Consider the following 26,967-nt stretch of genomic DNA (forward strand, 5'->3'; position numbering starts at 1 on the left):
GTCGTGGATCGGGCGGTCGTCAGCAGTGCGGCAGCGAGTGCGATCCCTTGTCCACGGCGTTGATGGCATCGATCGCGCTCTGCAGGCTGGTGACCTTGACCAGGGTCAGGTGGGTTCGTACGCCCGCAAGGTCGCCGCAATTGGGGGCGGGCACCAGGAAGACCGAGGCGCCGGCGTTCGACGCACCGGCGATCTTCTGTTGGATGCCGCCGATCGCGCCGACGTTTCCGGACGCGTCGATGGTGCCGGTGCCCGCGATCCGCCGGTCACCGGTCAGCGAGCCGGGGGTGATCTTGTCGTAGATCGCCAGGGAGAAGATCAGGCCCGCGCTCGGACCGCCGATCTGTTCGCCCAGGTCGAAGGAGATCCGGGGCGCGTACTCGAAGCCGTCGCCGATCGTGATGCCGGACAGGTCCGAACCGCCGGTGGAGGCGGAACTGTTGAAGCGCACCACTTTCGCCGTCCGGTCCCGGATCACGTCGAAGATCAGTGTGCTGCCGGCGGTCCGGCCGCGGATAATATCGGTGGCCTGCTGGTTGCTGGTCACCTTGGTGCCGTTGATCGCGGTGATCAGGTCGCCGGGCTGCAGCTTGTTGTACGCCGCGCTTCCGACCGTCACCGACGCCACCGCGGGACGCTGGGTGACCGGTTGCCCTGCCGCCCGGAGAGCGGCCACCACCGCGTTGCTCTGGGACGTCTCCATCATCACCCGGCTCTCGCTGTTGACCTGGTCGGCGGTCTTTCCCGACGGGTAGATCGCCTCCCGTGGCAACGTGTCACGGTGCGGCAGCCAATAGGACAGCAACGCCTCCGGCAACGAGAGCCGCGCATCGGCGCGGGTCTCGGAGACGGTCGTCAGGTCAAGCTGTCCCCGGCTGGGATAGGTGGTGATTCCGCTGATGCTGATCACCGGGGTGTTGTTGACCTTGCCGAGGGTGTCGGTGACCGATCCCGGCGTCCAGCTGACGTACGGGACCGGCAGCACGACCAGGCCGACCGCGGTGAGTACGAAGGCGACGGCTGCGACGAATGCGGTCCAGGTCTGCCGGGTCATGGCAGGCCGACCCACTCCGAGACGCCGTCGAGGAAGGTCTGTTCCTTCCAGATCGGTACGCCACTCTTGAGCTCGTCGATCAACTGCCGGCAACTGGCGAACGCCTCGGCACGGTGCGCGGCGCCGACGGCGATCACCACGGCCAGGTCGCCGACCTCGAGGTGGCCGATCCGGTGTTCGACCGCGACGGCATGGACGCCCTCGACCGCGGCAGCGCGCTCCGCCACCTCGACCAGCCGGTCGGCAGCCGACGGGTGCGCGGTGTAGTCGAGCGCAACCACGCCGCGTTCGCCCGGGTCGGGATCCTGGAGCGTGCCGGAATCCTGGAGCGTGGGGCGGTCGTGGTCGCGGACGGCGCCGATGAAGGTCACGATGCCGCCGACGGCCGGATCCGTGACCGCGGCGACCACCCGGTCCACGCTGAGCGGCTCGTCCAGCAGCCGGGCGGCACGCACCTTCTGTTGCATGACTCGACCTTAATCGGTCGGCCGACTCCGCTGGGAGCGAACACGGCCGGGACCGCTTCGATCGAGTTGGGCAGGTGCGCTTCAATGGATCCTCAGGACTTGAGTCTGGTGGACTCAGGGCGCCTGGCAGGCGGGTGCGCAGAGTTCTGTGCACCCGGAGATGACGAGCTATGCAACAGGAGCAGTGATCATGGCTGACGATCCGCGACCCGACGACGAGGATCTGCCCGAGGACCCCCTGCCCGACACCGGCTCGTCCGACAGCGACCGCGATGCGCAGGGCAACGGTGGCCAGCAGGGCGACGGTGGCCAGCGTCCGCTCGGCCCGACCCCGGGCGAGCATTCCCCCGCCGCTCCCGGCAACGGGCCGATCGGGTTCGGGGGTGCGGGATTTGGCACGCCCGGCAATCAGAATCCCGGCCAGAATCCGTTCGAGGCGCTGTTCGGCGCCCTCGGCCAACCGGGTCAGCCCGGCGCCCAGGGCCAGGACATGAACGCGTTCTTCCAGCAGTTGCAGAACGCCTTCGCGATGTTCAGCGGCTCCGCCGGCATGTTCGGCGGCGCCGCGCCGGACGGCGGTGTCAACTGGGACCTCAGCAAGGACACCGCCCGCAAGACAGTTGCCGGCCTCGGACCGGATCCCACCCCGCACGACGGTCAGCAGCGCGAGGTGCGTGAGGCGCTGTCGCTGGCCGAGACCTGGCTGGACGATGCCACCGGATTCCCACGTGCCGCCCGTACGGTGGCGGCCTGGAGCCGAGCCGACTGGGTCGAACGGACGATGCCGGTCTGGCAGCGGCTGATCGAACCGGTCGCCACCCACATCGCCGACGCGATGGAGGGCGCGATGTCACTGGGCGGTGAGGACCACCCGGGACTGCCGCCGCAGATGCAGGGACTGGAGCAGATGCTGCGGCCGATGCTGCGCAACTCCGGGGCCAGCATGTTCGGCCTGCAGGTCGGACAAGCGCTCGGGCAGCTGGCGAGCGAGGTGGTCGGCAGCACCGACATCGGGCTGCCGCTCGCACCGGGCGGGCAACTGGCCATGCTGCCGACCAATGTGGCGAAATTCGCCGAGGGCTTGGAGCAGTCCGGCTCCGACGTCCAGATCTACCTCGCCCTGCGTGAGGCCGCCCGGCTGCGACTGTACGGCTCTGCCCCGTGGCTGCAAGAGCAGATGTACGCGCTGATCGCCGAATACGCCCGCGGCATCACGATCGACACCTCGGCCCTCGAACAGGCCGTCGGCGAGATCGACTCCGGCAACCTGGAGGACCTGTCCTCGGTGCTTGAGGGCGGCTTGTTCGAGCCGCAGAAGACTCCGGCACAGCAGGCGACGCTGGAACGGCTGGAGACGATGCTGGCCCTGGTCGAGGGCTGGGTGGACGATGTCGTCGGACAGGCCACCGCCCGTTGGATGCCCGCAGCCGAAGCGATCGCGGAGATGGTGCGCCGTCAGCGTGCGACCGGCGGCCCGGCCGAGGCGACCTTCGCCACCCTGGTCGGACTGGAGTTGCGACCGCGTCGGCTGCGCGATGCGGCAAACCTTTGGGCCGCCGTACGGGCCGAACGCGGCGCCGATGGCCGGGACGCGATCTGGGCCCACCCGGACCTGTTGCCGGGTTCTGCCGATCTCGACGACCCGATCGGCTATGCCAGGGGTGCGACCAAGTCCGATGCGGACGACGCCTTCGACGCGGCGCTGGCCGAGTTGCTCAAGGACAGCGACACGAAGGACAGCGACACGAAGCCGGGCGAGCAGGAGCCGGGCGAGCAGGAGCCGGGCGACGACGCACCGGGCGATCCCCGGGAGTGAGTCGGCACCGCCTCACCGAATCGGCACGCGAAGTCCTGACCACCTGGGATCCCCCGGATCGCGGACAGGCAGCGCTGCGGCGGCTCTACCGTGATCATCTCGACGACCGACCGGACGACGGCTGGGCCAGATCCAGCCCCGGCCGGCACCTGACCGCCAGCGCCATGATCATCTCGGCCGCCGGCGACCAGGTCCTGCTCACCCTGCATCGCAAGATCGGCCGCTGGCTGCAGACCGGCGGACATCTGGAGCCCGGTGATCGAGATCTGCCGTCCGCCGCACTCCGGGAAGCGACCGAGGAGTCCGGGCTGGCCGATCTCCGACTCGGACCGCTGCTGCTGTTGTCCCGGCATCAGGTGGTCTGTGGCCCGGCCACGCCGACGTTCCACCTGGACCTGCAGTTCCTGGCGGTCGCCGACGAGGTCACTCCGGCTGTCGTCTCCGACGAGTCCGACGACGTGCGCTGGTTCGCCTGCGATCAATTGCCCGAGGTCGACGACTCCGTACGGCAGCTGGTCGCAGCTGCCAGGGTGGCGGTCGCCGACCGGTAGTCGCCGTGCGCACAGTCAATGCCCGGTCCGCTCCTGCTCCACCCCGGTACTCCGGCTCCCCTCCGAAGCGAGGCCGGAGTACGGAGTTGAGGCATCCCGCCGCGTGCCACCGGCAAACGCGCCGGTGCCGGCACCCGGCCCGGACAGCAACAACCGGACGTTGTCCCAGCCCTCGAGCCCCGGGTCCAGCCGGTGTACCGATTCGGGCGTACGCATCCGGTGCCAGCCCGGTGTGTGCACGACGAGATTGCGACGCGGTGCCAACTCCTGCAGCCGGTCGTACGGATCGGTGTCCAGGTCGAGGTCGCCGACGCGATCCCCGTCGAGCCAGGCCGGCCACGGCAGCCGTACGCCCAGGCCGGCCAGACCATCGCCTCCGCGCTCCGGTGACAGGGCGATATCCGCCCGCGACAAGGCCTTGGCGATCTTGGCGATGATCAGCTCGGGAAGATCGGGAACGTCGCCGGGCAGCATGATCAACTCCGCGAACCCTTGATCGACCATCCGCGCGGCCACCGCTCGGATCGACGCGACGTCGTCGGTGATCAGCAGATCCTGCGGCCAACGGATCTCTTCCAGACAAGGCGAATCCCCGACCAGACCGGCAGTGATCCCGGTCATGGTCGCCACCACCTCGTAGCTGTCTGCCAGGCAGGCATCGGCGTAGGCCACCGCTGCGATCCCGGGCGGCGGCACGGCCCGGCACGTCGACAACACCAGGGCGCAGCGGCCGCCGGACTCAGTGTTGACCATCGGCCACCATCATGGGTGTTGCGAGCGGCCGGCCTGGAAGCCCTCGAGGTAGCCCTGGGCCTTGTCCGAGTCCGGATAGACGTTGACCAGCTGCCAGAACCTGGCCGAGTGCGCCGCCTCGACCAGATGCGCCAATTCGTGCAGCAGGACGTAGTCGACCACCCAGGCCGGCATCGGCTGCATCCGGTCGGACAGCCGGATCGTCGCCGAGCTCGGCGTGCACGAACCCCATCGGTGGTTCTGGTTGCGGACCCACGACACCGAAGCCGGCTTCGGCGCCTGTCCCAGTTGCGGCGCGAGGTAGCGCTCGGACAAGTCCTGCGCACGCCGGAACAACGCCTGGTCGCCGCGCGGTGCGCCGGTCCGGGACTCCCGGGCCAGCACCTTGGCGACCATGTCCTCGACGTAGACCTGCTCGTCGGTCTTGGTCATCCGCTGCGGGATCAGCACCACGATCGTGTCGGCGTCCCGGTAGGCGGTGACCGTGCGCTTCCGGCGGGCACTGCGCCGCACGACGATCTTGGGGGTTGCCGACGGATCGAGCAGCTCGGGTCTGCTGTCCGGTTCGGGCCTGGTCGGCTGTACCAGCGGCGAAGGGCCGCCGACCTCGAGAAGGGATGGCTGATCGACGGACGGTTGTCGCTGACGTCCTGCCATCAAACCTCCTCCAATTCGGGTCGCTCCGGCATCAATTGTCGCGCGTCATCAAGTTTCGCCCGTCATCAAGTGTCGCCCGTCGGGGCCGCAGTGGGTGCTCAGCGACACTAGTCGTCGGGTCCGATGTCTCAGAGTGTGACCGCACAGCATCAGGATCCGACATTTGATGAACGGGGTGTGTCCACAAGCCGACACGCGTCCGACCTGAGGTTGTCCGACACACTTCCACATTTCGGCCCACCCGGTGCACACGTCATCCACAGGGTTATCCACCACAGTGGGAACGCCAGGGGTTTGACGGCCGGACCGAGTTGGCCATAGCGTTCGGTTCACGAAACCTCCGGATGGTCGGCGCGCTCGCAGGGGAAGGCAAGCGATCCGATGTTCCTGGAGGTTTCGTCTTTTCTGCCCCGGGGTACCGTGGCCGCGGAACAGAGAGACAAGTGGTCACTGATGCGCAGGTGACTGGAGCGCTTGAATCGGTACCGACACACCGTCGTGAGGCGGAGCCCATGCGGCTGACGTGCGGCATACTCACAAGAGTTACCGGCGAATGAGCGCCCGGAGACACGGCGGATCAGCCGAGAATCTGACCGCGTCGTGCCACTCGGCCGGACCCGGCCGAGTCAGGCGCACGCACGAGCGAGGAGAGAACGTTGGCAGAGACCTACAGTGGCGAGTTTTACTGTGTGAAGTGCAAGGCGAAGCGTGAGGCCACCGGCGAGGTCCAGGTGAACGACAAGGGCACCCGGATGGCCAAGGCCAAGTGCCCGGTATGCGGCACCAACCTGAACCGCATCCTCGGCAAGGCCTGACCAGCCCAAGAGCCTGACACGGGACGGTGCCCTGACGGGTGCCGTCCCGTCGGCATGTCCGGGTCGCGATTCCGCAGGCCGTACGTCCGGCCCCGTCGTTGACGACGCGTCGTGCACGCATGCGACTCATCGCCGGCCCGTGCACGTCCCTGTGGACAACGGGAACCACGGATGTCGGGGACGCCGCACAATCGCTGCTGTGCCCGATCAGAGTGCAGGAGACACAGCCGAGCGACCGCGACTTGCTCCGTGGATCCCTGTTCTCCGGCGTGGCCCGGATGAGTTGCAGCTGGGCACCGATGCTGGCACCGGACTGGTTCTGTCCGGAGTACCCGACCACTTCGAGGATCTGCTGGCGTTGTTGGACGGCAGCATCTCCCTCCCCGACCTGGCGATGATCGCCAGGTCGTACGGGATCGAGCCGGAGACGGCGCTGCAGCTCGTCCGCGGGATTGACGCCGCTGGACTGCTCACCCGCCCCGGGACGCCCACCGCCACGCCGACCCAACGGTTGCGAATCCGGCTGATCGGAGCGGGTGTGCTCGGCCTGGCGGTGGCGACCGCACTGCTGCGAGCAGGCATCTCCCGGCTGGACATCGTCGACCCCGATCCGGTCGACCCAGGCATCCATCCGCGCCCCGGATTGGCGACGACCCAGGCCGAGGCACTGCGGCTCCGGGCCCGATCACGGTCCCGGTCCGAACCGAACCGCGATGCCGGCCCGCCGCCTGCCATCCAGGTCGCCCGGCACTGGAACAAGCCCGACCACCCGCCGCCGGACCTGACGGTGATCGCCGTCGACCGCGCCGAGCCGGACCGGGCGATCGGGGACGATTACGTCCGCTCCGACCATCCGCACCTGTACGTCCGCCCGATGCAGGCAGGCGCGGTGATCGGCCCGTTCGTGCTCCCCGGCCGTACGCCCTGTCTCGGCTGTCTGGACCGGGTCCGACGGGACGCCGATCCGGCCTGGCCCGGGTTGCTGACCCAGCTCTGCCGGATCCGGCTGCCGGTGCTGCCGATGCTGGCCGCGTGGGCGGCCAGCACCGCCGCTGTCCAGATCGCCTGCTGGGCCGGCGGCGGAAACCCCGGCAGCGGTGGCGGCACCTTCGAACTGACCGCCGACGACTTCGAACTGCGCGTCCGACCATGGCCGATGCATCCCGCGTGCGGGTGCTCATGGATCAGCTGACCCGCGGCGCCGTTGGTGAAGCGCCCGAACGGCTGAGCCACAATGGGGGTATGGGTTCGGACACGCCGCGGGACACGCCACGAGACAACCCGAGACGCGAGCGCGATTCACTGGCGCGTTCAGCCTTCCGTCGCAGTGCCCGGCTAGCGAGCCTGCCCTTGGGCTACGCCGGCCGCAGGACACTCGGTCTCGGCCGACGGATCGGCGGTGCGACCGCCGACTCGGTCAACGAGGAGTTACGGGCTCGGACGGCTGACCAGCTGTTCCGGGTGCTGGGCGAGCTCAAAGGCGGCGCGATGAAGGTCGGCCAGATGATGAGCATGATGGAGTCGTACCTGCCGGACGAGGTCGCTGCGCCGTACCGCGAAAAGTTGTCGATGCTGCGGGATTCGGCTCCCCCGATGCCGACCTCGCGGGTGCATGCCGTCCTGGCGCGGGAACTCGGCCCGGACTGGCGATCCAATTTCGAGCGCTTCGATCCACGGCCGGCGGCGGCCGCCTCGATCGGGCAGGTGCATCGGGCCGCCTGGGCCGACGGCCGCGAGGTTGCGGTCAAAGTCCAATACCCCGGAGCGGACGAGGCGTTGCGCGCCGACTTGAGACAACTCGGACGGATGGCGGCTATCGCCGGGCCACTGGCCGGCGGGATGAATGTTCGCGAGATCGCCGAGGAGTTCGCCGCCCGGATCGACGAGGAGTTGGACTACCGGCTGGAGGCCGAATCCCAGCAGGCATTCGCCGACGGCCTGGACGGCGACCCGGAGTTCTTCGTCCCGAACGTGGTCGCGCACACTCCGAGGGTGCTGATCAGCGAGTGGGTCGAGGGCGTACCGCTGACCACGATCGCCGACTGGGAGACCGAGCCTCGCAACGAAGCCGGACTGAAATACGTGCGCTTCCTGTTCGCCGGGCCGAGCCGGGTCGGGCTGCTGCACGCCGACCCGCATCCCGGCAACTTCAAGGTGCTCCCCGACGGCCGCCTGGGCGCGGTCGACTTCGGCCTGATCGCCCGGCTGCCCGACGGCCTGCCGTCCGAGATCGGACGGATCCTGCGGATCGCGATGAGCGGCGACGACGAGGCGGCCGTTGCCGGGCTGCGGCGGGAGGGATTCCTGACCCAAGACGTGGACGCGGAGATGGTGATGGACTACCTGCGGCCATTCGTCGAGCCGGCCCAGGCCGACCGGTTCTCCTTCACCCGGGCCTGGACCCAGCAGATCTACCGCGACGCCAATGAGGACTCGGTGGCGGCCCGGGAATTCGGCCGGGCGTTCAACCTGCCGACCGACTATCTGCTGATCCACCGCGTCTGGATGGGCGGCATCGCAGTGCTCTCCCAGCTCGGCATCACCGCAGACTTCCATTCCGTCCTGGACGAGTTCCTTCCCGGATTCGCCCCCGAACCGGCCTGAATTGGGGCACGATCGATCTGTGATCGATCATTTCGGCATCAACGTAGAGGACATGGCCGCCGCGTCGAGGTTCTACGACGCCGTGCTCGGCACCCTCGGCCACCGCCGGCTGATGGACTTCGGACAAGCCGTCGGGTACGGCACCCAGCAGCCACAGTTCTGGATCTCGACCTTCGACGGCGTCGGCGCCAACCGCGAGAACCACATCGCCTTCACGGCTCCCGACGCCGACCACGTCCGCGCCTTCGGCGAAGCCGCCCGGACCTTCGGTGTCGAGATCCTGCACGAGCCTCGGATGTGGCCCGAATACCACGAGCACTACTACGCGGTCTTCGTACGGGACCTGGAAGGCAACAACGTCGAGGCTGTCTGCCACACGGCCAACGAGGGCGACTGAACCGGCATCCGGACCGGGCCCGCTGACCCCGGTCAGCGGGTGAAACGAGCCGCTGCCTCGGCGGTCTGGGGCGTGAACAGGTTGACGAGGTTGCCGTCCGGGTCCCGCAGCAGCAGCGACCGGTTGCCCCACGGCATCGTCGTCGGCTGCTGCACGACCTCGCCTAGGTTGCCGACCCGCTCGAATTCCCGGTCCACGTCCTCGACGATGAATTCCAGGATGGCCGTGCGATTGGCGGCCGCCCTGGCGATGTCCGGGCCGAAGAGCTGCATGGTGCGGGTGCTGCCGATCGCCAACGTGCAGCCGTCGGTCACGATCTCGGCGAATTCAGGAGCGGCCCAGCGGGCGTCGAGCCCGGTGAGCTCTTCGTAGAACCGGACCAGAGCCGGGACGTCGTCGGTGATGATGCGGACGGAGATGAAGTTCATGGATCGAGTCATGGCGCAACCGTAGAGCCGATACCGGGCAGAATCCGCCCGGTAATGCGAGAGACTGTCCTTCATGAGCCGACCGACCGGACGCGTACTCGCCCTGCTGGAGATCCTGCAGGCCGGCGGGACCCGTACGGTCGCCGACCTCGCCGACCGGCTCGGGGTCGACGAACGGACCGTACGCCGGTATGTCGACCATCTCGACGAGCTCGGGATCCCGGTCACCTCAGTGCGTGGTCGATACGGCGGCTACCGGCTGGCCCGCGGGTATCGGATGCCGCCGCTGATGCTCAGTGACGACGAGTCGCTCGCGGTTGTCCTCGGACTGCTCGCCGGCCGGCACGCGGGTCTGCTGACGACACCGCCCGCGGCGACCGAGTCGGCGATCGCCAAGATCCGCCGGGTGCTGCCGGACACAGTCCGGCAGCGGTTGGATGCGCTCATCGAAACAGTGGGATTCACGGTCGACGAGCGTCCCGGTGTATCGACCGGGACCGGCGTCCTACTCACGCTCGCCGGTGCCGTACGCGACCGGGTGCCGGTCCGGATCGGCTACAGGGACCGTTCGGGCACCGGCAGCGAACGCACCCTCTCTCCGTACGGCGTGGTGTCGCATGCAGGCCGGTGGTACGTCACCGGCCAGGACTCAGCCTCCGGAGAACTGCGCAGCTTCCGGGTTGATCGGATCATCCGAGCCGATCTGCTACCCGGCAGTTTTCGGCCGGCGCCGGCCGGGTTCGATCCGACCGCCGCTGTGCTGTCCGCCCTGGCCCGGACGCCGTGGACCCACCAGGTCCGGATCCGGATCCGGGCGACGACAACTGAGGCCCGGCGGGTGTTTCCTGCAAGCGTCGCCTCCATTGAGGACGTCACCGACCAGAACAGCCCAGACCAGAACAGCCCAGACCAGAACAGCCCAGACCAGGACAGCCCCGAAGATCACGATGCCACGGCCGGCTGGCTGCTGCTGCGGTTGCAGGTGGAGGATCTCGGCTGGATCCCCGGGCTGCTGGCCGTTCTGGACCGGCCCTTCGTCATCGAGGAACCGGACGACCTCCGTGAGGGCGTACGGCGACTGGCCGATCGACTCGTCCACTCCGCCGACAAGACAGGCCGAAGGCCCGGCGGAACGGGTTGAGCCGTTCCGCCGGGCCTCGGCGATGGTGGTTATCTTGTGGGCGATCCGTGCTCAGGCGAGCGCCCGGCCGAGCCAAAGCCGGATGGTGTGGAACATCCGTCCGAGGTGACCGACCGAGACCACGGGTCGTTTCCAAACGGGCGAACCATCCGACTCATCGATCATGCCGCTCGTTCACTCCCGCTCTTGGACAGCGTCCGCTGCGCCTGCAACTCCGCCAGGTGCTTCGCGGCCAGGAGCTGCGCCGCGGGCGCTTCCTGCTCCGGAAGCGGGTGCTTCCGGGGCCGGCCCCGCGGCCGCTTGCGGGCCACAACCTCGCCTTGGACCAGCAGCTGTCCACCCCAGACACCCCAGGGCTCATGCCGCTCGAGGGCCTCCGCGAGGCAGCTGTCCTGAACCGGGCACTCCCGGCACAGGGCCTTGGCGTACTCGACATCGGCGGGCTGCTCGGCGAAGAACACCTCCGGATCGTCGACGAGCCGGCACGGCAGCTCATCGAGGTTGACGGCACCCACGCGCCCACTGGCGACAGGGGCTCCCCCAACGACAGGTGCGAGCAGTTGGGTTGCCAGGGACTGGTTACTTCCTGCGTCAAACATGTCGGCCAACTTCTTGTTCTCGAGTGGTCTGCTGGGGCGCTGGGTCGCGCCGAGCGGATCCACTCTCGGTGGCCGGGAAACACGAAGGCCGTGAATCCCGGAATGTCTGGGGTTCACGGCCTTTTGAGCTGCCTCGGTTTTTACGCCGGTGGACTCGGAGGTCTGGAACCCAGACTGGTGACAAAGGCACCCATGCCGTCGTGCTTGGCGGCCGAGAGACCCTCGTCGATGGACTTGATGGACTTGGACTGGTTGATCACTGCATCCAGACGGACCTCTGGCTGCGAATGACCGTTGGACGGGCCACACAGATCGGCCAGGGCATAGTTCTCCCCTGGAATCCGGTCGAAGATCTGGCCGCGCCCGAGGACGGTGTCCTGAGCCTGTCGAAGGACGATCACCGAACCACGAGCATCCGACAGCGCCACGGCCGGTCGCGGTCGCGATACGAGATCGGCCCGGGTGGACCGCGTGCAATCGACTCTCGTCTCGTCGAGCATCAACGTCGCCATGTCACTGCCTCCTCTCGTGCGCTCAGCATCATCCGTTGCTCCTGCGTTGGGTTTGGTTGGCGGCCCCGAAAGAGCCGCATGGAAACACTATGGTGCGACCGGTCTTCAGATCAACCGATTTATCCGGATTTCATCGGCAAGTTTGTCGGTTCGTTACCGGCAGCCCGGATCGGCACAGATTTTGTCGTCATCCGGCCGGTCCTCAACCAGGTCTCACGCACTGTCGTTGATGACCTCGAGCAGGTCGGCGCCGTACTTGCTGATCTTGGTCTTGCCGACACCGGGCACCTTGATCAATTCCCGCGCACTGCGGGGTCTGGCCTCGGCGATCGCGACCAGGGTTGCGTCGGTGAAGATGACGTAGGCCGGCATCCGTTCCTGGCTCGCCTGGAGCTTGCGCCAGTCCCGCAGCCGCTCCAGGGTCGGCTCGTCGTAGCTGGCGGGGCAGTCCTCGTGGCGGCCGAGCTTGCGTTCGGCGGCGTCTGTCAGGTGCCTGCCACAGGACCGGCAGGTCGCCGCGAGCGCGGTCGGCCGATTGCGCCGTACAACTGACCTCGACTGTGCCGGACCGCTGTCTCCACCCGGTCGCAGCCCATCCAGGAATCGCGACGGCGACCGTTGGGTCGACCCGTTGCGACTGCGCGACCAGGAGATCCGCAGATGCACCCGCGCCCGGGTGATGCCGACGTAGAACAGCCGCCGCTCCTCCTCGATCTGGTCCGGCGTCGTGGCCAGCACGAACGGCAGCGAGCCCTCACTGAGGCCGACGAGCGCCACGGCGTCCCACTCCAGTCCCTTGGCCGAGTGCAGGGTCGAGATCGTCACGCCGTTGGCCACCGGCACGTGCTGGGCATCGGCACGGCGCTGCAGTTCGACGACGACATCGGTCAGGGTGCAGCCCGGCCGGGTCGTCGCCAGGTCCTCCGCCGCGGCTACCAGTGCTGCCAGCGATTCCCAGCGCTCCCGGACCGTACCGGTACCGTTCGGCGGCTGTTCGGTCCAGCCCAGGCCGGCCAACAGCGCCTTGACCTCGGCGACAGCCGGCTGTGCTTCGCCGGCGCCGCCCGCGTCCTGGTTGGTTTCAGCGGTACGCGCCTGGGTGCGCAGCGCCAGCAGCGCCTGCCGTACCTCCGGCCGCTCGTAGAACCGCTCGCCGCCGCGGACCAGATACGGGATGTCCCGGTCGGCCAGCGCCTGCTCCAGGATCGGCGATTGGGCGTTGACCCGGAACAGCACCGCCATCTCGCGATAGGCCACCCCGGAGGCGTGCAGCCCGGCCAGCCAGTCCGCGACCGCACTCGCCTCGGACAACTCGTCGGCCGCATCCCGGACGACCGGCTCCGGTCCGTGATCGCGTTGGGCCTCCAACAGGACCGGGTTGAGACCCGTGCGCTGTGCCGGCCGCGCGCCCTGCAGGACGCGGTTGGCAGCCCGCACGACCTGGGGAGTGGATCGATAGTCCCGGACCAGCCGGACCACGGTCGTCTGCGGGTGCCGGCGTGCGAAACCCGTGAGGAAGGATGCCTGGGCGCCGGCGAAGGAATGGATCGTCTGGGCCGGATCGCCGACCACGCACAGGTCCTGGGAGTCGCCGCGCCACAGGTCGAGCACCGCCTGTTGCAGCGGGCTGACGTCCTGGTACTCGTCGACGACGAGATGCCGGTAGGTGCGACGGATCTCGGCGGCCACCTGGGGGTGCTCGGAGATCATCGCCGCGGTGCAGAGCAGGATGTCGTCGAAGTCGATCCGCACCCGGTCCCGTTTGACCTGTTCGTACGCCCCGAACACCCGGGCGACGGTCTCCGGATCGCACGACGCCAGCATGCGGTTCCCGGCGGACGCGATGCGCGGGTACTCCTCCGGGGTCACGTTGCTCACCTTGGCCCAGCTGATCTCGGTGATCAGGTCCCGCAGGCCGCCCGACTCGGCCGGGACCCGCAACCGCGACGCGGCTTCGGCGACCAGCCCGTAGCGGTTGTCGACGATCGGCGGCAGGTCGGAGCCGTACGCCCGCGGCCAGAAATACTGTGCCTGCCGCAGCGCCGCCGAGTGGAAGGTCCTGGCCTGGACCCCGTGCACGCTCAATTGCTGCAGCCGACCGCGCATCTCCCCCGCCGCGCGGGTCGTGAAGGTGACCGCCAGCACATTGGTCGGCGCGTAGACCCCCGTCGTGACCGCGTATGCGATCCGGTGCGTGATCGCCCGGGTCTTGCCGGTGCCCGCGCCGGCGATCACCGCGACCGGGCCGCCGAGGCTGGTGGCGACCTCACGCTGCTCCGGATCCAACCGGTCCAGCAGTTCATCAGGCCCCATCACGATCCGAACCCTAATCCGCGCCGGTGACATCCGCCGTCGCCGGTCCACAGGGCCGCGAGGAAGATGATTGCGTGACGTCACCAACTCCTCCAGGGCGCGCCCGGGCCCGCGACCTCGGGATCCAGCCCGGGCGACTGCCGACCGGGCGACTGAACGCGATCACCGACATACCGGGCGTCCTGGTCGGCCAGCGCACCCTGATCGAGGGCGACGACGTACGCACCGGAGTGACGGCCGTACTCCCGCATGGCGGCAACCTGTATCAGCACAAGGTCGCCGGCGCGGTCCACGTCGGCAACGGATTCGGCAAGACCGCCGGCTCGATCCAGGTCGGCGAACTCGGCACCATCGAGACACCGATCGTGCTGACCAACACCCTCAGCGTCGCAGCGGGCATCGGCGGCGTCATCACCTGGACCCTGGCACAGCCGGGCAACGAGCAGGTCTCCTCGATCAACGCGCTGGTCGGCGAGACCAACGACAGCGGTCTGAACGACATCCGCGGCCGGCACGTGACCGAGGCCGACGTCGTCGCTGCCATCGAGGCGGCCATCTCCGGACCGGTCGAGGAAGGTGCGGTCGGCGCCGGGACCGGGACCTCCGCCTTCGGCTGGAAAGGCGGAATCGGAACCTCATCGCGGCTCGTCGGCGATCGGGTCGTCGGCGTCCTGGTGCAGACCAACTACGGCGGCGTGCTCCGGATCGACGGTGTCCCGATCGCTCCCGAACTGACTCCCGACACCCCGGGCGCCGATTCGGCCGACGGCTCCTGCATGATCATCATCGGCACCGACGCATCGATCGCGGCCCGTTCCCTGGAACGGATCGCCGCCCGTGCGGTCTTCGCGCTCGCGCGGACCGGATCCAGCTACAGCCACGGCAGCGGAGATATCGCGGTCGCCTTCAGCACGGCGGACACGGCCGCGCCGGCCGAGGTCGCGGTCGGAGGATCAGCTTTGTCACCGTTGTTCGAAGCCACGTTGGATGCAACCGAAGAGGCGGTCTACAACTCGCTGTTCGCGGCGACCACCGTCACCGGCTTCCAGGCCACCCGCCGCCCGGCGATCCCGCTCGACGCCGTGCGGAAGATCCTCGCCCGCCGTTCCGGCCCGGGAATGCACCGCGCCCCGTAGCGTTGTCACCAGCAGCTGCCACCGAAAGCACCTTGCAGCACCACGAAGGGATCCCATGTCCAGTCCGACATCCAGCGCACAGTTCACTCTCTACTCGACCACCTGGTGCGGCTACTGCTTCCGGCTCAAGTCGCAGCTGAAGCGCGAGCAGATCGCCTTCGACGAGGTCGACATCGAGAAGCAGCCCGACGCCGCCGACCTGGTCGCGAGCCTCAACGGCGGCAACCAGACCGTACCCACTCTGATCTTCTCCGACGGCTCGTCGCTGACGAACCCGTCGGTGCGCGAGGTCACCGCCAAGCTCGCCAGCCTGTGAGCGCCGGTCCGGTCGATGCACGGCCGGTACTGCTCTTCGACGTCGACGGTACGGTCGTCGATTCGGCGCCCGGGATGGTACGCAGCCTGCAGGCCGCCATGGCCGCGGTGGGACTGGAGCCCGCTGCCGAGGGTCAGTTGCGCGCCGATCTCGGCCCACCGCCGGCTGTGATGCTGGCCGGGGTCGGCGTACCGGAGTCGTTGATCAACGATGCGGTGATCGCCTACCGCGCCCACTACCGGCAGGTCGGGATGGACCGCGCCGAGGCATTCGCCGGAGTCCCCGAGGCGCTGGGTGGTCTGTGCGCCGGCTACCGGCTGGCGACCGCCACCATGAAACTGATCGACACCGCGACCGAATTCCTGGCCCGGCACGGACTTCGTGATCATTTCGAAGTAGTCGGTGGCGCCCGCAACGGGGTCTTCGACAAGGCCGCGATCATCGCCGAGACCCGGGTCGCCCTGGGCAGCCCGGCAGCGGAGAACATGATCATGATCGGCGACCGGCACTCCGACATCTCGGGCGGCCACAGCAACGGGCTGCGGACCATTGCGGTGAGCTGGGGCTACGGAAGCCGGGCCGAGCTGGAGGCCTCGGAGCCGGATGTGATCATCGACCGTCCCGACCAACTCGCCGAAGCGGCGACCCGGCTCCTGCAGTCGGCCACGGCCTGAACTCCCGCGGCGACGGGAGCGCGCCGAGCACTGTCGGACCGGCCCCCTAGAGTGGCGGCAAATGGGTTTGTGGGTGCATCGGGCCGAACGGGCCGACCGGCTGGCCACCGGTCTGGGATCGCTGCTGCGCGAGGGCCTTGGGGACCCGTTCGCGACCGAGATCGTGGCGGTGCCCACCCGTGGTGTCGAGCGCTGGCTGGCCCAGACGCTCTCCCATCAACTCGGCGCCGACCCCGGCGAGCCCGACTCCGGCGACGGCGTCTGCGCCGGAATCGACTTTCCGTCTCCGGACCGGCTCGTCGGCACAGCTTTGGCCGGCGTCACCGGTATCGACCCGCGCTCCGATCCCTGGCATCCCCGGCAGGCGGTCTGGCCGCTGCTCACGGTGGTTGACGGCGCCCGGGACGAGGGCTGGGCCGGACCGCTCTGGCGCTATCTGGAGCGGTCCGACGACCAGCAGGCCGCCGGGCGCCGGTTCGGAACCGCGAGCCACCTGGCCGGCCTGTTCGACAGCTACGCCGCCAACCGGCCGCAGATGCTGCAGCACTGGCTCGCCGGCCGGGATCTGGACGGCGCCGGCGGGCCGCTGCCGGACGATGTCGCGTGGCAGGCCGAGCTGTGGCGCCGGCTGCGCGCCGAGATCGACGTACCGGGGCCTGCCGAGCGGTTGCGTACGGCCTGTCAGGAGCTGATCGACCGACCGGACCGCGCCGGACTGCCCGACCGGTTGTCGATCTTCGGACCGACCCGGCTCCCGTACGCGACCCTGGCCGTGCTCTCGGCGCTTGCCCGGCATCGCGACGTGCACCTGTGGCTGCCACACGCCTCCCCCGCGTTGTGGTCCTCGGTCAGCCGGTCACTCACCGGGTCCGGGGTGATCGACAGGTCGTTGCCTGCCGGGGAACTGCTGCCGGCGCCGACCGGCAGCCGCAGCGCCGACGACAGCGCCGGTCTCGTACGCCATCGGCTGCTGGCCTATCTCGGCCGGGACAGTCGTGAGCTGCAGCTCGCGCTGGCCGGCCTGCCCGCCGAGATCCATGATCAACTCCTGGATCCCGGCCATGATCATCCGCGCGATCCCGGTCGTGATCACCTCCTGTCCCGGCTGCAACGTGATCTTGCTGCCGACCGGTCACTCGAGCAGCTCGATCCCATGCCGATCGAGCCCGGGGACGACAGCATCGCCGTCCACGCGGCACACGGCCCGGACCGTCAGGTCGAGGTGCTGCGCGAGGTCCTGCTCGGACTGCTGGAAAGCGACCCGACACTCGAGCCCCGCGACATCGTCGTGATGTGCCCGGACATCGAGACCTTCGCGCCACTCATCTCGGCAGCCTTCGGTGCGCAGGTCGACGAGGAGGATCCGGGCGCCGGGCACCCGGGACACCGCCTGCGGGTCCGGCTCGCCGACCGATCACTGCGACAGTTGAATCCGCTGCTGCAGGTGCTCGGCCGGTTGTTCGACCTCGCGGAGTCCCGGATGGAGGCGTCCGCGGTCGTCGACCTGTGCGCCGGCGAGCCGGTCGCCCGTCGCTTCGGCTTCAACGACGACGACATCCTCCGGCTGCGCGAGCTCGTCAAGGGCTCCGGAATCCGCTGGGGCCTGGACGCCCGGCACCGACAGCAGTTCACGATGGGCGACTTCGGTCAGAACACCTGGGCCTCCGGCCTGGACCGGATGCTGCTCGGCATCGCCATGGACGAGGACGGTCAGCATTTCGTCGGCACCACGCTGCCGATGGACGACATCGACGCCCAGGATGCCGACCTGGTCGGGCGGCTCAGCGAGCTGATCCAGCGGCTGACGACGGTCATCGGTGCACTCGATCGACGGCAGCCGCTGCGGACCTGGATCGCTGTCTGCCGCCAGGCGCTGGAGCTGCTGACCGATGTCCGGCCGACGGACAACTGGCAGCTCGGACAGGCCTACGGCGAACTCGCCCGGATCGCCGAGTCGGCCGGCGACCGCGCCGACATGCACCTCACCCGCAGGGAGGTCCGCGCGCTGCTCGGCGGGCTCTTCACGGGACGGCCGAGCCGCGCCAACTTCAGAACCGGAACGCTGACCGTTGCCACCTTGATGCCGATGCGCTCGGTGCCCCATCGGGTGATCTGCCTGCTCGGGCTGGACGACGGAGTGTTCCCCCGATCCGGCCGACTGGACGGAGACGACCTGCTGTCGGCAGATCCGTGGATCGGCGACCGGGACCGGCGGAGCGAGGACCGGCAACTGCTGCTGGATGCGATCATGTCGGCAACCGAACGGCTGGTGATCATCTACTCCGGCGCCGATCCGCGCACGAATGCGATCAAGCCGCCCGCGGTTCCGCTCGGTGAACTTCTGGACGTCCTTGATCTGACGGCACAGGGCGCCGAGGGTGGCCGGGTCCGAGATCAGATCCTGCAACGGCATCCGCTGCAGCCGTTCGACACGATCAACTTCGACGGCGGCCTGCGGGCACCGGCCGCGACCGACCAGCCCTTCAGCTTCGATCCCGACGGCCTGGCCGGCGCTCGGGCGATGCTCGGTGTGCGGGCCGATCCGAAGCCGGTCTTCTCCGCCGAGCCGCTGCCGCCGTACGAGCTCGATCCGGTGATCCAGTTGTCGGACCTGATCAACTTCTTCAAACATCCGGTCCGCGCCTATCTGCGGACCAGGATCGGATTCTCACCTTTCTGGACACCTGATGTCGACGAGGAGGACATCCCGATCATCGTGGACGGGCTGGCCGCCTGGAAGATCGGCGAACGGATGCTTCGCCGCCGGCTGGCCGGGATCGCACGTGGCCGGCTCGTCGACGCCGAATGGCGCCGTGGAGACGTACCGCCGCGCCAGTTGGGCAGCCGGGTCCTCGACCCGATCGCGCGCACGGTCGAGGAGATCGCCGAGCGCGCGGCGCCGCTGATCGACGGCGGGCCGACCAACGTCGACGTCCTCGCCGAAGTCGAGCTGCCGGGGCCGGCCGGTGATGAGCACTACACGGTCGCCGGCACGGTTCCCGGTGTCTACGGTAGCCGGGTCGTAACCGTGCAGTACTCCAAGCTCAACGCCACCCATCGCCTGGAGGCCTGGATCCGACTGCTGGCCATGACCGTCACCGACCCGAAGCCCTGGCAGGCCGTGACCGTCGCGCAGCGGGGCTTCGAGGGTGGCACCAGCACCCTCGGACCGGTGCCGAGGGAATTCGCGACCAAGGCACTTGCCGACCTCGTCGACCTCTACCGACTCGGGCAGGACGAGCCGCTGCCGCTGCCACCGCGGACGGCCGCCGACTACGCCCAGCGACGGCGCGACGGCCGCTCCATCGACGTCATCACCTCGCGGATCCGCAGGACCTTCGAATTCGAGTCCGACGACTGCTTCCGGGCCGTCTTCGGCGCCGCCGTGTCCGGCACGGGATCCGACTACGGCCCGGACAAGAAGGACAAGTTGATCATCGACAAGTTCCTGGCCACCACCGCGTCGCCGGCGGAACAGCGCGGCACCCTCGCTGAGCCGAGCCGCTTCGGGACCTTTGCCGTGCGCTGTTGGATCCCGCTGCTGATGTCGGAGGCGATCGACCGATGACGATCGCCCCGCCCAGCGCCGTCGAAGCCACGCCGTTCGACATCTGCGGGCCGCTGCCGACCGGCACCACCGTCCTGGAGGCAAGTGCCGGCACCGGCAAGACCTACGCGATCGCCGCACTCGCCGCCCGGTACATCGCCGCAGGCGAGCCGCTGTCGGAGCTGATGATGATCACCTTCGGGCGGATGGCGACCAACGAGCTGCGGTTGCGGATCCGGGAGCGACTGGCGGCCGTCGAGTCGGCGTTGTCGCACGCCCTGGATCGTGATCATGAAGACGACCAGGGAACTGCTCCGGCCGACGAGGTGCTGGCCCTGCTCTGCACCGGTGATCAGGATGAGCTACGAGTGCGACACCAGCGCATCCGGGCGGCACTGGCCGATTTCGACTCGGTCATGATCGCCACCACCCACGAGTACTGCCAGCGGATGCTGGACGAGCTCGGCGTGCTCGGTGATCATGAACCGGACGCCGTGTTCACCGAGTCGCTGACCGATTTGGTGCATGAGGTCGCCGCCGACGTCTACCTGCGCCGGTACGCGGCGGCACCGTTCGAGCCGCCGTTCCCGTTCAGCTCCGACAAGTTCGGCGAGGTCACCGCCGTCAGCATCGCCACCGAGGTGATCGGCTCCGAACACGTTCCGCTGGTGCCGGTGCCGACCGACGACACGACGCTGTCCGAACCGGCCGAACGCTACCGGTTCGCCACCGACGTCCGCGAACAGTTCACGATCCGCAAGCGCCGCCGCCGGCTCTACAGCTACGAAGACATGCTGCTGCGCCTGCGGGCCACCCTGAAGGATCCGGTCACCGGTCCGGCGGCCGTGCAGCGGCTGCGCGATCGCTACCGGATCGTCCTGATCGACGAATTCCAGGACACCGATCCGGTGCAGTGGGACATCATCAGAACGGCCTTCGTCGGCCACTCGACGGTGATCCTGATCGGGGATCCGAAACAGGCGATCTACGCGTTTCGCGGTGCGGACGTCTACTCCTATCTGGATGCGGTCGGCGAGGCCGGTTCGGTCGGCACCCTGGCCACGAACTGGCGCAGCGACGGAGGCCTGGTCGACGCACTCGGCACCCTGATGTCCGGCGTCACGCTGGGCGATCCACGGATCGCGGTACGACCGGTGGCGGCCAGCCACACCGAACGCCGCCTGATCGCCGGGGACGCCCTGGCGCCACCCGGCATGCTCGAGCCGGTCCGGATCCGTTACCAGCCGTACGATCCGGCGGCCGAGTCGGCGGAGTCGGTCGATGTCCTGCGACCACGGATCACCGACGATCTGGTCGCCGACATCAGCAATCTGCTCGCCGCGGGCCCGCAGCTCCGGGTGAACGGCGACGGTCGCGTCCGGCCGGGCGACATCGCCGTCCTGGTCCGCCGCAACAAGCGCGCCGAGGAGATCGCCGGCGCGTTGATCAGGAGCGGCATCCCGGCCGTGGTGCTGGGCGCCGGGAGCGTCTTCGCCTCCGAATCGGCCGACCATTGGCTGACCCTGCTGACGGCATTGGAACAGCCGCGCCAGCAGCAGATCCGCGCCGTCTCGCTGACACCCTTCGTCGGCTGGACGATGCCTCGGCTGGCAACCGCCGACGAGGCCGCGCTCACCGGCCTGTCGGCGACGATCCGGCGCTGGAGCCGGGTGCTGGCCCATCGCGGTGTGGCCGCACTCGTCGAGACGATCACCAGTGACGAGGACCTGAGCCGGCGGATTCTCTCCGACCTCGGCGGGGAGCGGCGGCTGACCGATCTCCGCCACATCGGACAGAGCCTGCACGCCACTGCGACCGCCGGCCAACTCGGCGTCGGTGCGCTGATCGCATGGCTGCGTCAGCGCATCGACGAAGCACGGACTCAGTCGACCGAGGAGCGCAGCCGACGGTTGGAGACCGACGATCAGGCTGTGCAGATCCTGACCGTGCACGGCAGCAAGGGACTGGAATTCCCGATCGTCTACCTGCCCGAGATCTGGGACCGGTGGTGCCCCGACGACGACGGCCAACTGCTCCGGATACATCAATCGCGAACCGACGGCATCACGAGGACCCCGTCCGCGGACGATCTTGTCCTCGATGTCGGCGGGCTGACGGGCGCCGGTCGGAAGGACCGCGCCGCCCAGGACCGATTGGAGTCCGGGGGCGACGACCTGCGGCTGGCCTACGTGGCGCTGACCCGGGCACAGGTGCAGGTCGTCGCGTGGTGGATGGACAGCAGGAACACACCGGGATCGGCGCTGCAGCGCCTGCTCTTCCGGTCCCGCGACGGCGCCGGCGAGCTGGCCGACCGCTACCCGGTCAACACCGATCCCGGTTCTCTGGCCCTCGGACCCGGCTTCTCGATCGAGCCGATCGGCGATCGGCCCGTCACCAGCTGGCGGGCGCCGTCTCGGGCCGAGGGAGCCCTGCGGCTCAGGACATTCGACCGGGAGTTGGACCTGGCCTGGCGGCGTACGTCGTACACCTCGCTGACCGCGGCCGCGCACGGAACCGAGGTGAGTGCTGCCGGCGTCACCAGTGAGCCCGAACCGGCCAAGGAGGACGACGAGACGCCGGCTGCCGAGACGCTGGCGGACGCGACCGCCCGGCCGCCGGTGGACGGCCCGGTCTCGCCGATGGACGGGCTGCCGATGGGTGCGGCGTTCGGCACCGTCGTGCATGCGATCTTCGAACGGGTCGATCCGCAGTCTGGTGACCTCGCGGCGACCCTGCGCCAGATCGCAGCCGACGAGCTGGCCCATCTGCCGGCCCAGGAGATGACACCGCAGGCGCTGGCGGATGGGGTGCTGCCCGCCTGGCTGACCCCGCTCGGCCCACTCGCCGACGATCTCCGGCTGGCGGACATCCCGGTAGCGGACCGGCTGTCGGAGCTGACCTTCGAGCTGCCACTGGCCGGCGGCTCGACACCGCGCGACCGAGACGTCCGGCTGGGCGATGTCGGCGACCTCCTGGCCCGCACGCTGCCGGGCGGCGATCCACTGAGCCGCTATCCCGAGCTGCTGGCGCAGCCGTTGCTGGCCGATCAGCCGTTGCGCGGCTATCTGAACGGCAGTATCGACGCTGTGCTGCGGATCCACGGCGTATCCGGTCCGCGCTATGTCGTGGTCGACTACAAGACCAACTGGCTCGGTGATCTTGATCAGCGCCCGTTGCGGGTCACGGCGTACAGCCCGGATCGGCTGGGCGAGGCGATGATGCACGCCCACTATCCGCTGCAGGCGCTGCTGTATTCGGTGGCGCTGCACCGCTACCTGCGGTGGCGCCAGCCCGGCTACTCCCCCGATGATCATCTCGGCGGGATGCTCTATCTCTTCGTCCGAGGCATGGCAGGGCCGGACACGCCGCGGATCGATGGCATCCCCTGCGGGGTGTTCTCCTGGCGTCCGCCGTCGGAGTTGATCATCGAGCTGTCACAGCTGTTGGACGGAGCCGCACCGCGATGACCACCATGACCACTGATCAGCTCCGGATCGACGACGCGCAGCTCGCGCACGGCGTCGGCGGACTGCTCGGCGAATTCAACCGGGCCGGCGTTCTCGGGGTCGCGGACGTCCACGCCGCTCTTGCGATCAGCCGGATCGGTCGGGAGGATCGCGAATCGGTGTCGCTGGCGGTCGCGCTGGCCGTCCGTGCCCTGCGGGCCGGGTCGGTGTGCATCGACCTGCGGACGGTCGCTGACGCCGTCTTCGCCGACACGGCAGCCGACGACGCCATCCAACAGCTCGATGTTTCGTCGCTGGCCTGGCCGGAGCCCCAGCAGTGGCTGGACGACTGCCGGGACAGCCCGCTGGTCGCCGGTGAAGGCGAGCCCGACGGGCGGCCACTCAGACTGAACGACGGCCAGCTCTACCTGGAGCGCTACTGGCGCCAGGAGGAGTCGGTACGCATCCAACTCCAGCGGCGTTCCGCTGCGGCAGCACCGGTCGTTGATCTTGATCGGCTACGGACGGGATTGGCCCGGATCTTCACCAGCGCCGGACTGGCCGCCGGCGAACCCGACCTGCAGCGCCGCGCGGCGGCGATGAGTGTGTTGCGCTGGGTCAGTGTGCTGGCCGGCGGCCCCGGCACCGGGAAGACCACGACCGTTGCCCGGCTGATCGCCCTGCTCCATGATCAACACGCGGCGGGTGGTGTGCAGCGTCCGTTGCGCGTGGCCTTGGCGGCACCCACCGGCAAGGCGGCCGCACGGCTCGAGGAGGCCGTTCGCGAGGCAAGCCGTTCACTGCCGGGCGAGGACCGGGAACGGGTCGGTGATCTTGGGGCATCGACGCTGCACCGGTTGCTGGGTTGGACCCCGGATGGCCGGAATCGCTTCCAGCACAACAGTTTCAACCGGCTGCCGTACGACGTGGTGGTGGTCGACGAGATGTCGATGGTGCCCTTGACGCTGATGGCCCGGCTGCTGGAGGCGTTGCGGCCCGACTCCCGGCTGGTGCTGGTCGGCGATCCGGACCAGCTCGCGTCGGTGGAGGCCGGCGCGGTGCTGGCCGACATCGTCAACGCGACCTCCCGGCCCGACGACGGCCTGGCCTCGGCTCTCGCCGAGGTGCTCCCCGATCCGCCGGCATCGGCGACCGCGCTCGGTGTCGTACGCCTGCAGCACACCTGGCGGTTCGGGGGCGCGATCGGTGACCTGGCGCAGGCCATCCGCTCGTCGGATCCGGACCGGGTGATCGACATCCTGCGATCAGGCGATCCGGCGCTGGTCTTCAGCGAGCCCGGGGCCGATCCGGCAATCGCCGGGGACGCCGCCTTCGATCCGGGTGCCCTCGCGACACTGCGTCGCGAGGTGGTCGGCCCGGCACAGGCGATCAAGGATGCGGCCGAGGCGGGTGATGTCGGCACAGCGCTGCGGTGGCTGGACGAACACCGCCTGTTGTGCGCGCACCGGCAGGGGCCGTACGGGGTGACCCGCTGGACCCGGGAGATCCTGCGCTGGCTGGGCGAGGCGATCCCGGGCTACGCCGGTAGCGGCGAGTGGTATCCGGGGCGGCCGCTGCTGATCACGGCCAACGACTACGAGACCTCGCTCTACAACGGCGACACCGGGGTCGTGGTGCAGACCGGGAACGGTTTGCGGGCGGCGTTCGCGCGCGGCGGTTCGCCGACGTTGATCGCACCGGTCCGGCTCGATGCGGTGCAGTCGGTGCACGCGATGACCGTGCACCGGGCCCAGGGCAGCCAGTTCCGCACGGTCTCCTTCGTAGTGCCGCCGCCGGATTCGCCGTTGCTCACCCGCGAGCTGCTCTACACCGCGGTCACCCGCGCCCAGGAGCGGGTGATCGTGCTCGGGACCGAGGAAGCCGTACGCCGGGCGACACTGCGTCCGGCGAACCGGGCCAGCGGCCTGCGGTCCCGGCTCTGACTCGGGACCGCGGATCCTCAGAGGGAGTGCGTGCGCCAGGCGGTGACCAGCCGGTGCGCGATCGAACTGCGCCCGGGGATGTCGATCGTTCCGGCCTCGAGCTCGCGGTCCAGCCGTTCCCGGGTGAACCAGTCGGCGTAACTGATCTCGTAGCCGGTCGCCACCTCGGTTTCGGCGGCGTACGCGACGAAGCCCAGCATCAGCGACCGCGGGAACGGCCACGGCTGGCTGCCGAAGTAGCGCACCTCGCGCAGCGGGAGCCCGACCTCCTCGGCCATCTCCCGGTGGACGGCTTGCTCGGCGGACTCGCCGGTCTCCACGAAACCGGCGAACACCGAGACCCGCTGGCCCCAGCTCGACTGGCGACCGAGCAGTAGCCGGTCATCGGGATCGATGATCGCGACGATCACCGCCGGGTCGGTGCGGGGGAAGTACTCGTTGTGGCAGTTCGGGCAGACCCGCATGAAGCCGGCCTTGAAGATCTCGCTGGCCGCGCCGCAGCGCGGGCAGAAGGGCTCGTTGCGGTGCCAGTTGGTGATCGCAATGGCCGCGATCGCGAGGTCCCGGTCGATATCGGAGAGATTCGCCGCGACGTCCCGCAGTGACGCCGGCACCACCTCGTCCCGGGCGACCTCGCCGGCGCCGGTCAGCAGTTCGGCGTCCGCGAAGTCCATCGTCGTGACGAAGCGGGGCGCCCCGTCGAGCCGTCCGAGAAGGAAGTGTCGCTGGCTGTCGTAGTCGCCGGCGGGCTTGACGAAGCGCACCTGGTCACCGGCGACCGTGACCGGGATCCGGCGTTCGCTGTCGACCGGCACCACCAACGCGTCGTCGGACTGCCAGAGCTTGGGCACCCACTCGTTGCTGGTCAGTTGTTCCTCGACCCGGATCAGTCGGCTGGCAGCAGCCCAGTCCGCAGTGGTCGACAGGCGCGATTCCGTCACATCCGCAAGGCTAGTCCAGACAGATTTCGGTCCGGTGAACCGTCGTGGATACGGTTCTACCCGGCTCGGCATCACCCGGTCGCCCATCCTCAGCACTCCAGCTGCGAGCCGGTGGCCGCCACGGTCGTGAATCGATCTGTTTCCGCGATACTTCCGGGGTGCGCCTGTACCTGTCGTCATTTGGGCTGGGAGACCGCCCGGAGCTCTTCTCATCGCTGGTCACCGGTGAGCGTCGTGGCTGGGTGATCATGAATGCTATCGACGGGCAGGACGAGGCACGCCGGATCGCCGACCGCCGGATCCAGCTGGACCAGCTCGACCGCATCGGACTGCACGCGGACGACCTCGACCTCCGCACCGTTGATCCCGGGACGGCCCGGGAGCGGTTCGGGGACCCGGACTTCGTCTGGGTCCGCGGCGGGAATGTCTTCGTCCTCCGGATGGCCCTCGCCCGTTCTGGCCTGGATCAGATCCTCATCGAGCACACCACACAGGATCGTCTGGTCTATGCCGGATACAGCGCCGGACCGTGCGTTCTCGCCCCGAGCCTGGCAGGACTGGAGCGATGTGACCCGACGGATCCCTGCATCGTGGCTTACGGCAGCGTCCGGTTCGACGGGCTGGGAGTCCTCGACCGACCCTTCGTCCCGCATCTCGATTCGCCGGGACACCCTGAGTCGTCGATGCTCGGCGAGGTTGCCGCAGCGTACGGGGCCGCCGGCCAGGCCTATTGGGCGCTCAAGGACGGACAGGCGCTCGTGATCCAGGGCGACCGGACCATGATCAGCTAGTGTTGCGCGTCATTAATTCGTTTACAGTGTGGGATGATGGTGTATGCCATCAACTGTGTTCGAGGT

At 68.9% G+C, this 26,967-nt stretch carries 23 protein-coding genes; 14 read left to right on the plus strand and 9 right to left on the minus strand.

From position 1 onward, the window contains the following. Positions 1 to 19: 19 nt before the first annotated feature. Positions 20 to 1,054 (minus strand): YlbL family protein, encoded by a 1,035-nt coding sequence (locus IEY07_RS06800; RefSeq protein WP_188894376.1) that lies wholly within the window; start codon positions 1,052 to 1,054, stop codon positions 20 to 22. Next, a complete protein-coding gene (locus IEY07_RS06805; protein ID WP_188894377.1) occupies positions 1,051 to 1,521 on the minus strand; it encodes a molybdenum cofactor biosynthesis protein MoaE in 471 nt (156 codons plus the stop codon). Before IEY07_RS06805 ends, IEY07_RS06800 begins: the two co-directional genes overlap by 4 nt. A gap of 190 nt (positions 1,522 to 1,711) precedes the next feature. Between IEY07_RS06805 and IEY07_RS06810 the strand changes: the two genes are divergently transcribed. Continuing rightward, the gene (locus tag IEY07_RS06810; RefSeq protein ID WP_188894378.1) at positions 1,712 to 3,337 is read left to right on the plus strand and encodes a zinc-dependent metalloprotease; all 1,626 of its coding nucleotides are present in this window, start codon (positions 1,712 to 1,714) and stop codon (positions 3,335 to 3,337) included. After that, a complete protein-coding gene (locus IEY07_RS06815; RefSeq protein ID WP_188894379.1) occupies positions 3,334 to 3,888 on the plus strand; it encodes an NUDIX hydrolase in 555 nt (184 codons plus the stop codon). The genes IEY07_RS06810 and IEY07_RS06815 overlap by 4 nt, the downstream gene beginning before the upstream one ends. A 15-nt stretch (positions 3,889 to 3,903) precedes the next feature. Here IEY07_RS06815 and IEY07_RS06820 read toward each other — a convergent pair whose 3' ends face one another. Continuing rightward, positions 3,904 to 4,641: a hypothetical protein gene (locus IEY07_RS06820; protein WP_188894380.1), complete on the minus strand. Its 738-nt coding sequence runs from the start codon at positions 4,639 to 4,641 to the stop codon at positions 3,904 to 3,906. 9 nt (positions 4,642 to 4,650) lie between these two features. Further along, entirely contained in the window at positions 4,651 to 5,298 is a 648-nt protein-coding gene (locus IEY07_RS06825; RefSeq protein WP_188894381.1) for a M48 metallopeptidase family protein, read from the minus strand. A 656-nt stretch (positions 5,299 to 5,954) separates the two neighbouring features. Between IEY07_RS06825 and IEY07_RS06830 the strand changes: the two genes are divergently transcribed. The 4 genes from IEY07_RS06830 (at position 5,955) to IEY07_RS06845 (ending at position 9,114) form a co-directional block, all read left to right on the plus strand. Next, complete coding sequence (locus IEY07_RS06830; protein ID WP_188894382.1) at positions 5,955 to 6,113, plus strand: DUF5679 domain-containing protein; 159 nt, start codon at positions 5,955 to 5,957, stop codon at positions 6,111 to 6,113. A gap of 199 nt (positions 6,114 to 6,312) precedes the next feature. Then, positions 6,313 to 7,305: a ThiF family adenylyltransferase gene (locus tag IEY07_RS06835; RefSeq protein ID WP_188894383.1), complete on the plus strand. Its 993-nt coding sequence runs from the start codon at positions 6,313 to 6,315 to the stop codon at positions 7,303 to 7,305. Between the two features lie 50 nt (positions 7,306 to 7,355). Continuing rightward, positions 7,356 to 8,717, plus strand: a complete 1,362-nt coding sequence (locus IEY07_RS06840) for an ABC1 kinase family protein (protein ID WP_188894384.1) — start codon at positions 7,356 to 7,358, stop codon at positions 8,715 to 8,717. A gap of 19 nt (positions 8,718 to 8,736) precedes the next feature. Further along, complete coding sequence (locus IEY07_RS06845) at positions 8,737 to 9,114, plus strand: VOC family protein (protein ID WP_188894385.1); 378 nt, start codon at positions 8,737 to 8,739, stop codon at positions 9,112 to 9,114. A 32-nt stretch (positions 9,115 to 9,146) separates the two neighbouring features. Here the strand turns inward: IEY07_RS06845 and IEY07_RS06850 are convergent, their stop codons facing one another. Next, a complete protein-coding gene (locus IEY07_RS06850) occupies positions 9,147 to 9,554 on the minus strand; it encodes a VOC family protein (RefSeq protein ID WP_229669786.1) in 408 nt (135 codons plus the stop codon). A 61-nt stretch (positions 9,555 to 9,615) separates the two neighbouring features. Between IEY07_RS06850 and IEY07_RS06855 the strand changes: the two genes are divergently transcribed. Next, complete coding sequence (locus IEY07_RS06855; RefSeq protein WP_188894386.1) at positions 9,616 to 10,683, plus strand: helix-turn-helix transcriptional regulator; 1,068 nt, start codon at positions 9,616 to 9,618, stop codon at positions 10,681 to 10,683. A 161-nt stretch (positions 10,684 to 10,844) separates the two neighbouring features. Here the strand turns inward: IEY07_RS06855 and IEY07_RS06860 are convergent, their stop codons facing one another. The 3 genes from IEY07_RS06860 to IEY07_RS06870 form a co-directional block, all read right to left on the minus strand. Further along, positions 10,845 to 11,198 carry a WhiB family transcriptional regulator gene (locus IEY07_RS06860; RefSeq protein ID WP_444543316.1) on the minus strand — a complete coding sequence of 118 codons (354 nt, stop codon included), beginning with the start codon at positions 11,196 to 11,198 and terminating at the stop codon, positions 10,845 to 10,847. A gap of 224 nt (positions 11,199 to 11,422) precedes the next feature. Next, a complete protein-coding gene (locus IEY07_RS06865; protein WP_188894388.1) occupies positions 11,423 to 11,794 on the minus strand; it encodes a hypothetical protein in 372 nt (123 codons plus the stop codon). Between the two features lie 213 nt (positions 11,795 to 12,007). Beyond that, positions 12,008 to 14,107, minus strand: coding sequence for an ATP-dependent DNA helicase UvrD2 (locus tag IEY07_RS06870; protein WP_308422923.1), 2,100 nt, complete (start codon positions 14,105 to 14,107; stop codon positions 12,008 to 12,010). Between the two features lie 74 nt (positions 14,108 to 14,181). Between IEY07_RS06870 and IEY07_RS06875 the strand changes: the two genes are divergently transcribed. From IEY07_RS06875 to recD, 6 genes are all read left to right on the plus strand, one after another. Next, the gene (locus tag IEY07_RS06875; RefSeq protein WP_229669787.1) at positions 14,182 to 15,243 is read left to right on the plus strand and encodes a DmpA family aminopeptidase; all 1,062 of its coding nucleotides are present in this window, start codon (positions 14,182 to 14,184) and stop codon (positions 15,241 to 15,243) included. A 55-nt stretch (positions 15,244 to 15,298) separates the two neighbouring features. Then, complete coding sequence (locus IEY07_RS06880; protein ID WP_188894390.1) at positions 15,299 to 15,559, plus strand: mycoredoxin; 261 nt, start codon at positions 15,299 to 15,301, stop codon at positions 15,557 to 15,559. After that, on the plus strand, positions 15,556 to 16,233 hold the full coding sequence (locus tag IEY07_RS06885) for an HAD hydrolase-like protein (protein WP_188894391.1): 678 nt from the start codon (positions 15,556 to 15,558) through the stop codon (positions 16,231 to 16,233). The genes IEY07_RS06880 and IEY07_RS06885 overlap by 4 nt, the downstream gene beginning before the upstream one ends. 61 nt (positions 16,234 to 16,294) lie before the next feature. After that, positions 16,295 to 19,801 carry an exodeoxyribonuclease V subunit gamma gene (recC, locus tag IEY07_RS06890; RefSeq protein WP_188894392.1) on the plus strand — a complete coding sequence of 1,169 codons (3,507 nt, stop codon included), beginning with the start codon at positions 16,295 to 16,297 and terminating at the stop codon, positions 19,799 to 19,801. Further along, positions 19,798 to 23,247: a UvrD-helicase domain-containing protein gene (locus tag IEY07_RS06895; protein WP_188894393.1), complete on the plus strand. Its 3,450-nt coding sequence runs from the start codon at positions 19,798 to 19,800 to the stop codon at positions 23,245 to 23,247. The genes recC and IEY07_RS06895 overlap by 4 nt, the downstream gene beginning before the upstream one ends. Further along, positions 23,244 to 25,169, plus strand: coding sequence for an exodeoxyribonuclease V subunit alpha (gene recD / locus IEY07_RS06900; protein WP_229669788.1), 1,926 nt, complete (start codon positions 23,244 to 23,246; stop codon positions 25,167 to 25,169). The genes IEY07_RS06895 and recD overlap by 4 nt, the downstream gene beginning before the upstream one ends. 17 nt (positions 25,170 to 25,186) lie before the next feature. Here the strand turns inward: recD and nudC are convergent, their stop codons facing one another. Next, positions 25,187 to 26,110 (minus strand): NAD(+) diphosphatase, encoded by a 924-nt coding sequence (nudC, locus tag IEY07_RS06905; protein WP_188894394.1) that lies wholly within the window; start codon positions 26,108 to 26,110, stop codon positions 25,187 to 25,189. Positions 26,111 to 26,268: 158 nt separating this feature from the next. Between nudC and IEY07_RS06910 the strand changes: the two genes are divergently transcribed. Continuing rightward, positions 26,269 to 26,901, plus strand: a complete 633-nt coding sequence (locus IEY07_RS06910) for a Type 1 glutamine amidotransferase-like domain-containing protein (protein ID WP_188894395.1) — start codon at positions 26,269 to 26,271, stop codon at positions 26,899 to 26,901. The last annotated feature ends 66 nt before the right edge of the window (positions 26,902 to 26,967 follow it).

Source organism: Microlunatus endophyticus (genome assembly GCF_014646195.1).
In the GTDB taxonomy this organism is placed as follows: domain Bacteria; phylum Actinomycetota; class Actinomycetes; order Propionibacteriales; family Propionibacteriaceae; genus Microlunatus; species Microlunatus endophyticus.

Bases quoted from the DNA above. Each gene is read 5' to 3' on its own strand.
- IEY07_RS06850 (WP_229669786.1), bottom strand. From the start codon at position 9,554: ATGACTCGATCCATGAACTTCATCTCCGTCCGCATCATCACCGACGAC.
- IEY07_RS06855 (WP_188894386.1), top strand. From the start codon at position 9,616: ATGAGCCGACCGACCGGACGCGTACTCGCCCTGCTGGAGATCCTGCAG.
- IEY07_RS06825 (WP_188894381.1), bottom strand. From the start codon at position 5,298: ATGGCAGGACGTCAGCGACAACCGTCCGTCGATCAGCCATCCCTTCTC.
- recD (WP_229669788.1), top strand. From the start codon at position 23,244: ATGACCACCATGACCACTGATCAGCTCCGGATCGACGACGCGCAGCTC.
- IEY07_RS06820 (WP_188894380.1), bottom strand. From the start codon at position 4,641: ATGGTCAACACTGAGTCCGGCGGCCGCTGCGCCCTGGTGTTGTCGACG.
- IEY07_RS06895 (WP_188894393.1), top strand. From the start codon at position 19,798: ATGACGATCGCCCCGCCCAGCGCCGTCGAAGCCACGCCGTTCGACATC.
- IEY07_RS06800 (WP_188894376.1), bottom strand. From the start codon at position 1,054: ATGACCCGGCAGACCTGGACCGCATTCGTCGCAGCCGTCGCCTTCGTA.
- IEY07_RS06840 (WP_188894384.1), top strand. From the start codon at position 7,356: ATGGGTTCGGACACGCCGCGGGACACGCCACGAGACAACCCGAGACGC.
- IEY07_RS06865 (WP_188894388.1), bottom strand. From the start codon at position 11,794: ATGGCGACGTTGATGCTCGACGAGACGAGAGTCGATTGCACGCGGTCC.
- IEY07_RS06870 (WP_308422923.1), bottom strand. From the start codon at position 14,107: ATGGGGCCTGATGAACTGCTGGACCGGTTGGATCCGGAGCAGCGTGAG.
- IEY07_RS06880 (WP_188894390.1), top strand. From the start codon at position 15,299: ATGTCCAGTCCGACATCCAGCGCACAGTTCACTCTCTACTCGACCACC.
- IEY07_RS06810 (WP_188894378.1), top strand. From the start codon at position 1,712: ATGGCTGACGATCCGCGACCCGACGACGAGGATCTGCCCGAGGACCCC.
- recC (WP_188894392.1), top strand. From the start codon at position 16,295: ATGGGTTTGTGGGTGCATCGGGCCGAACGGGCCGACCGGCTGGCCACC.
- IEY07_RS06805 (WP_188894377.1), bottom strand. From the start codon at position 1,521: ATGCAACAGAAGGTGCGTGCCGCCCGGCTGCTGGACGAGCCGCTCAGC.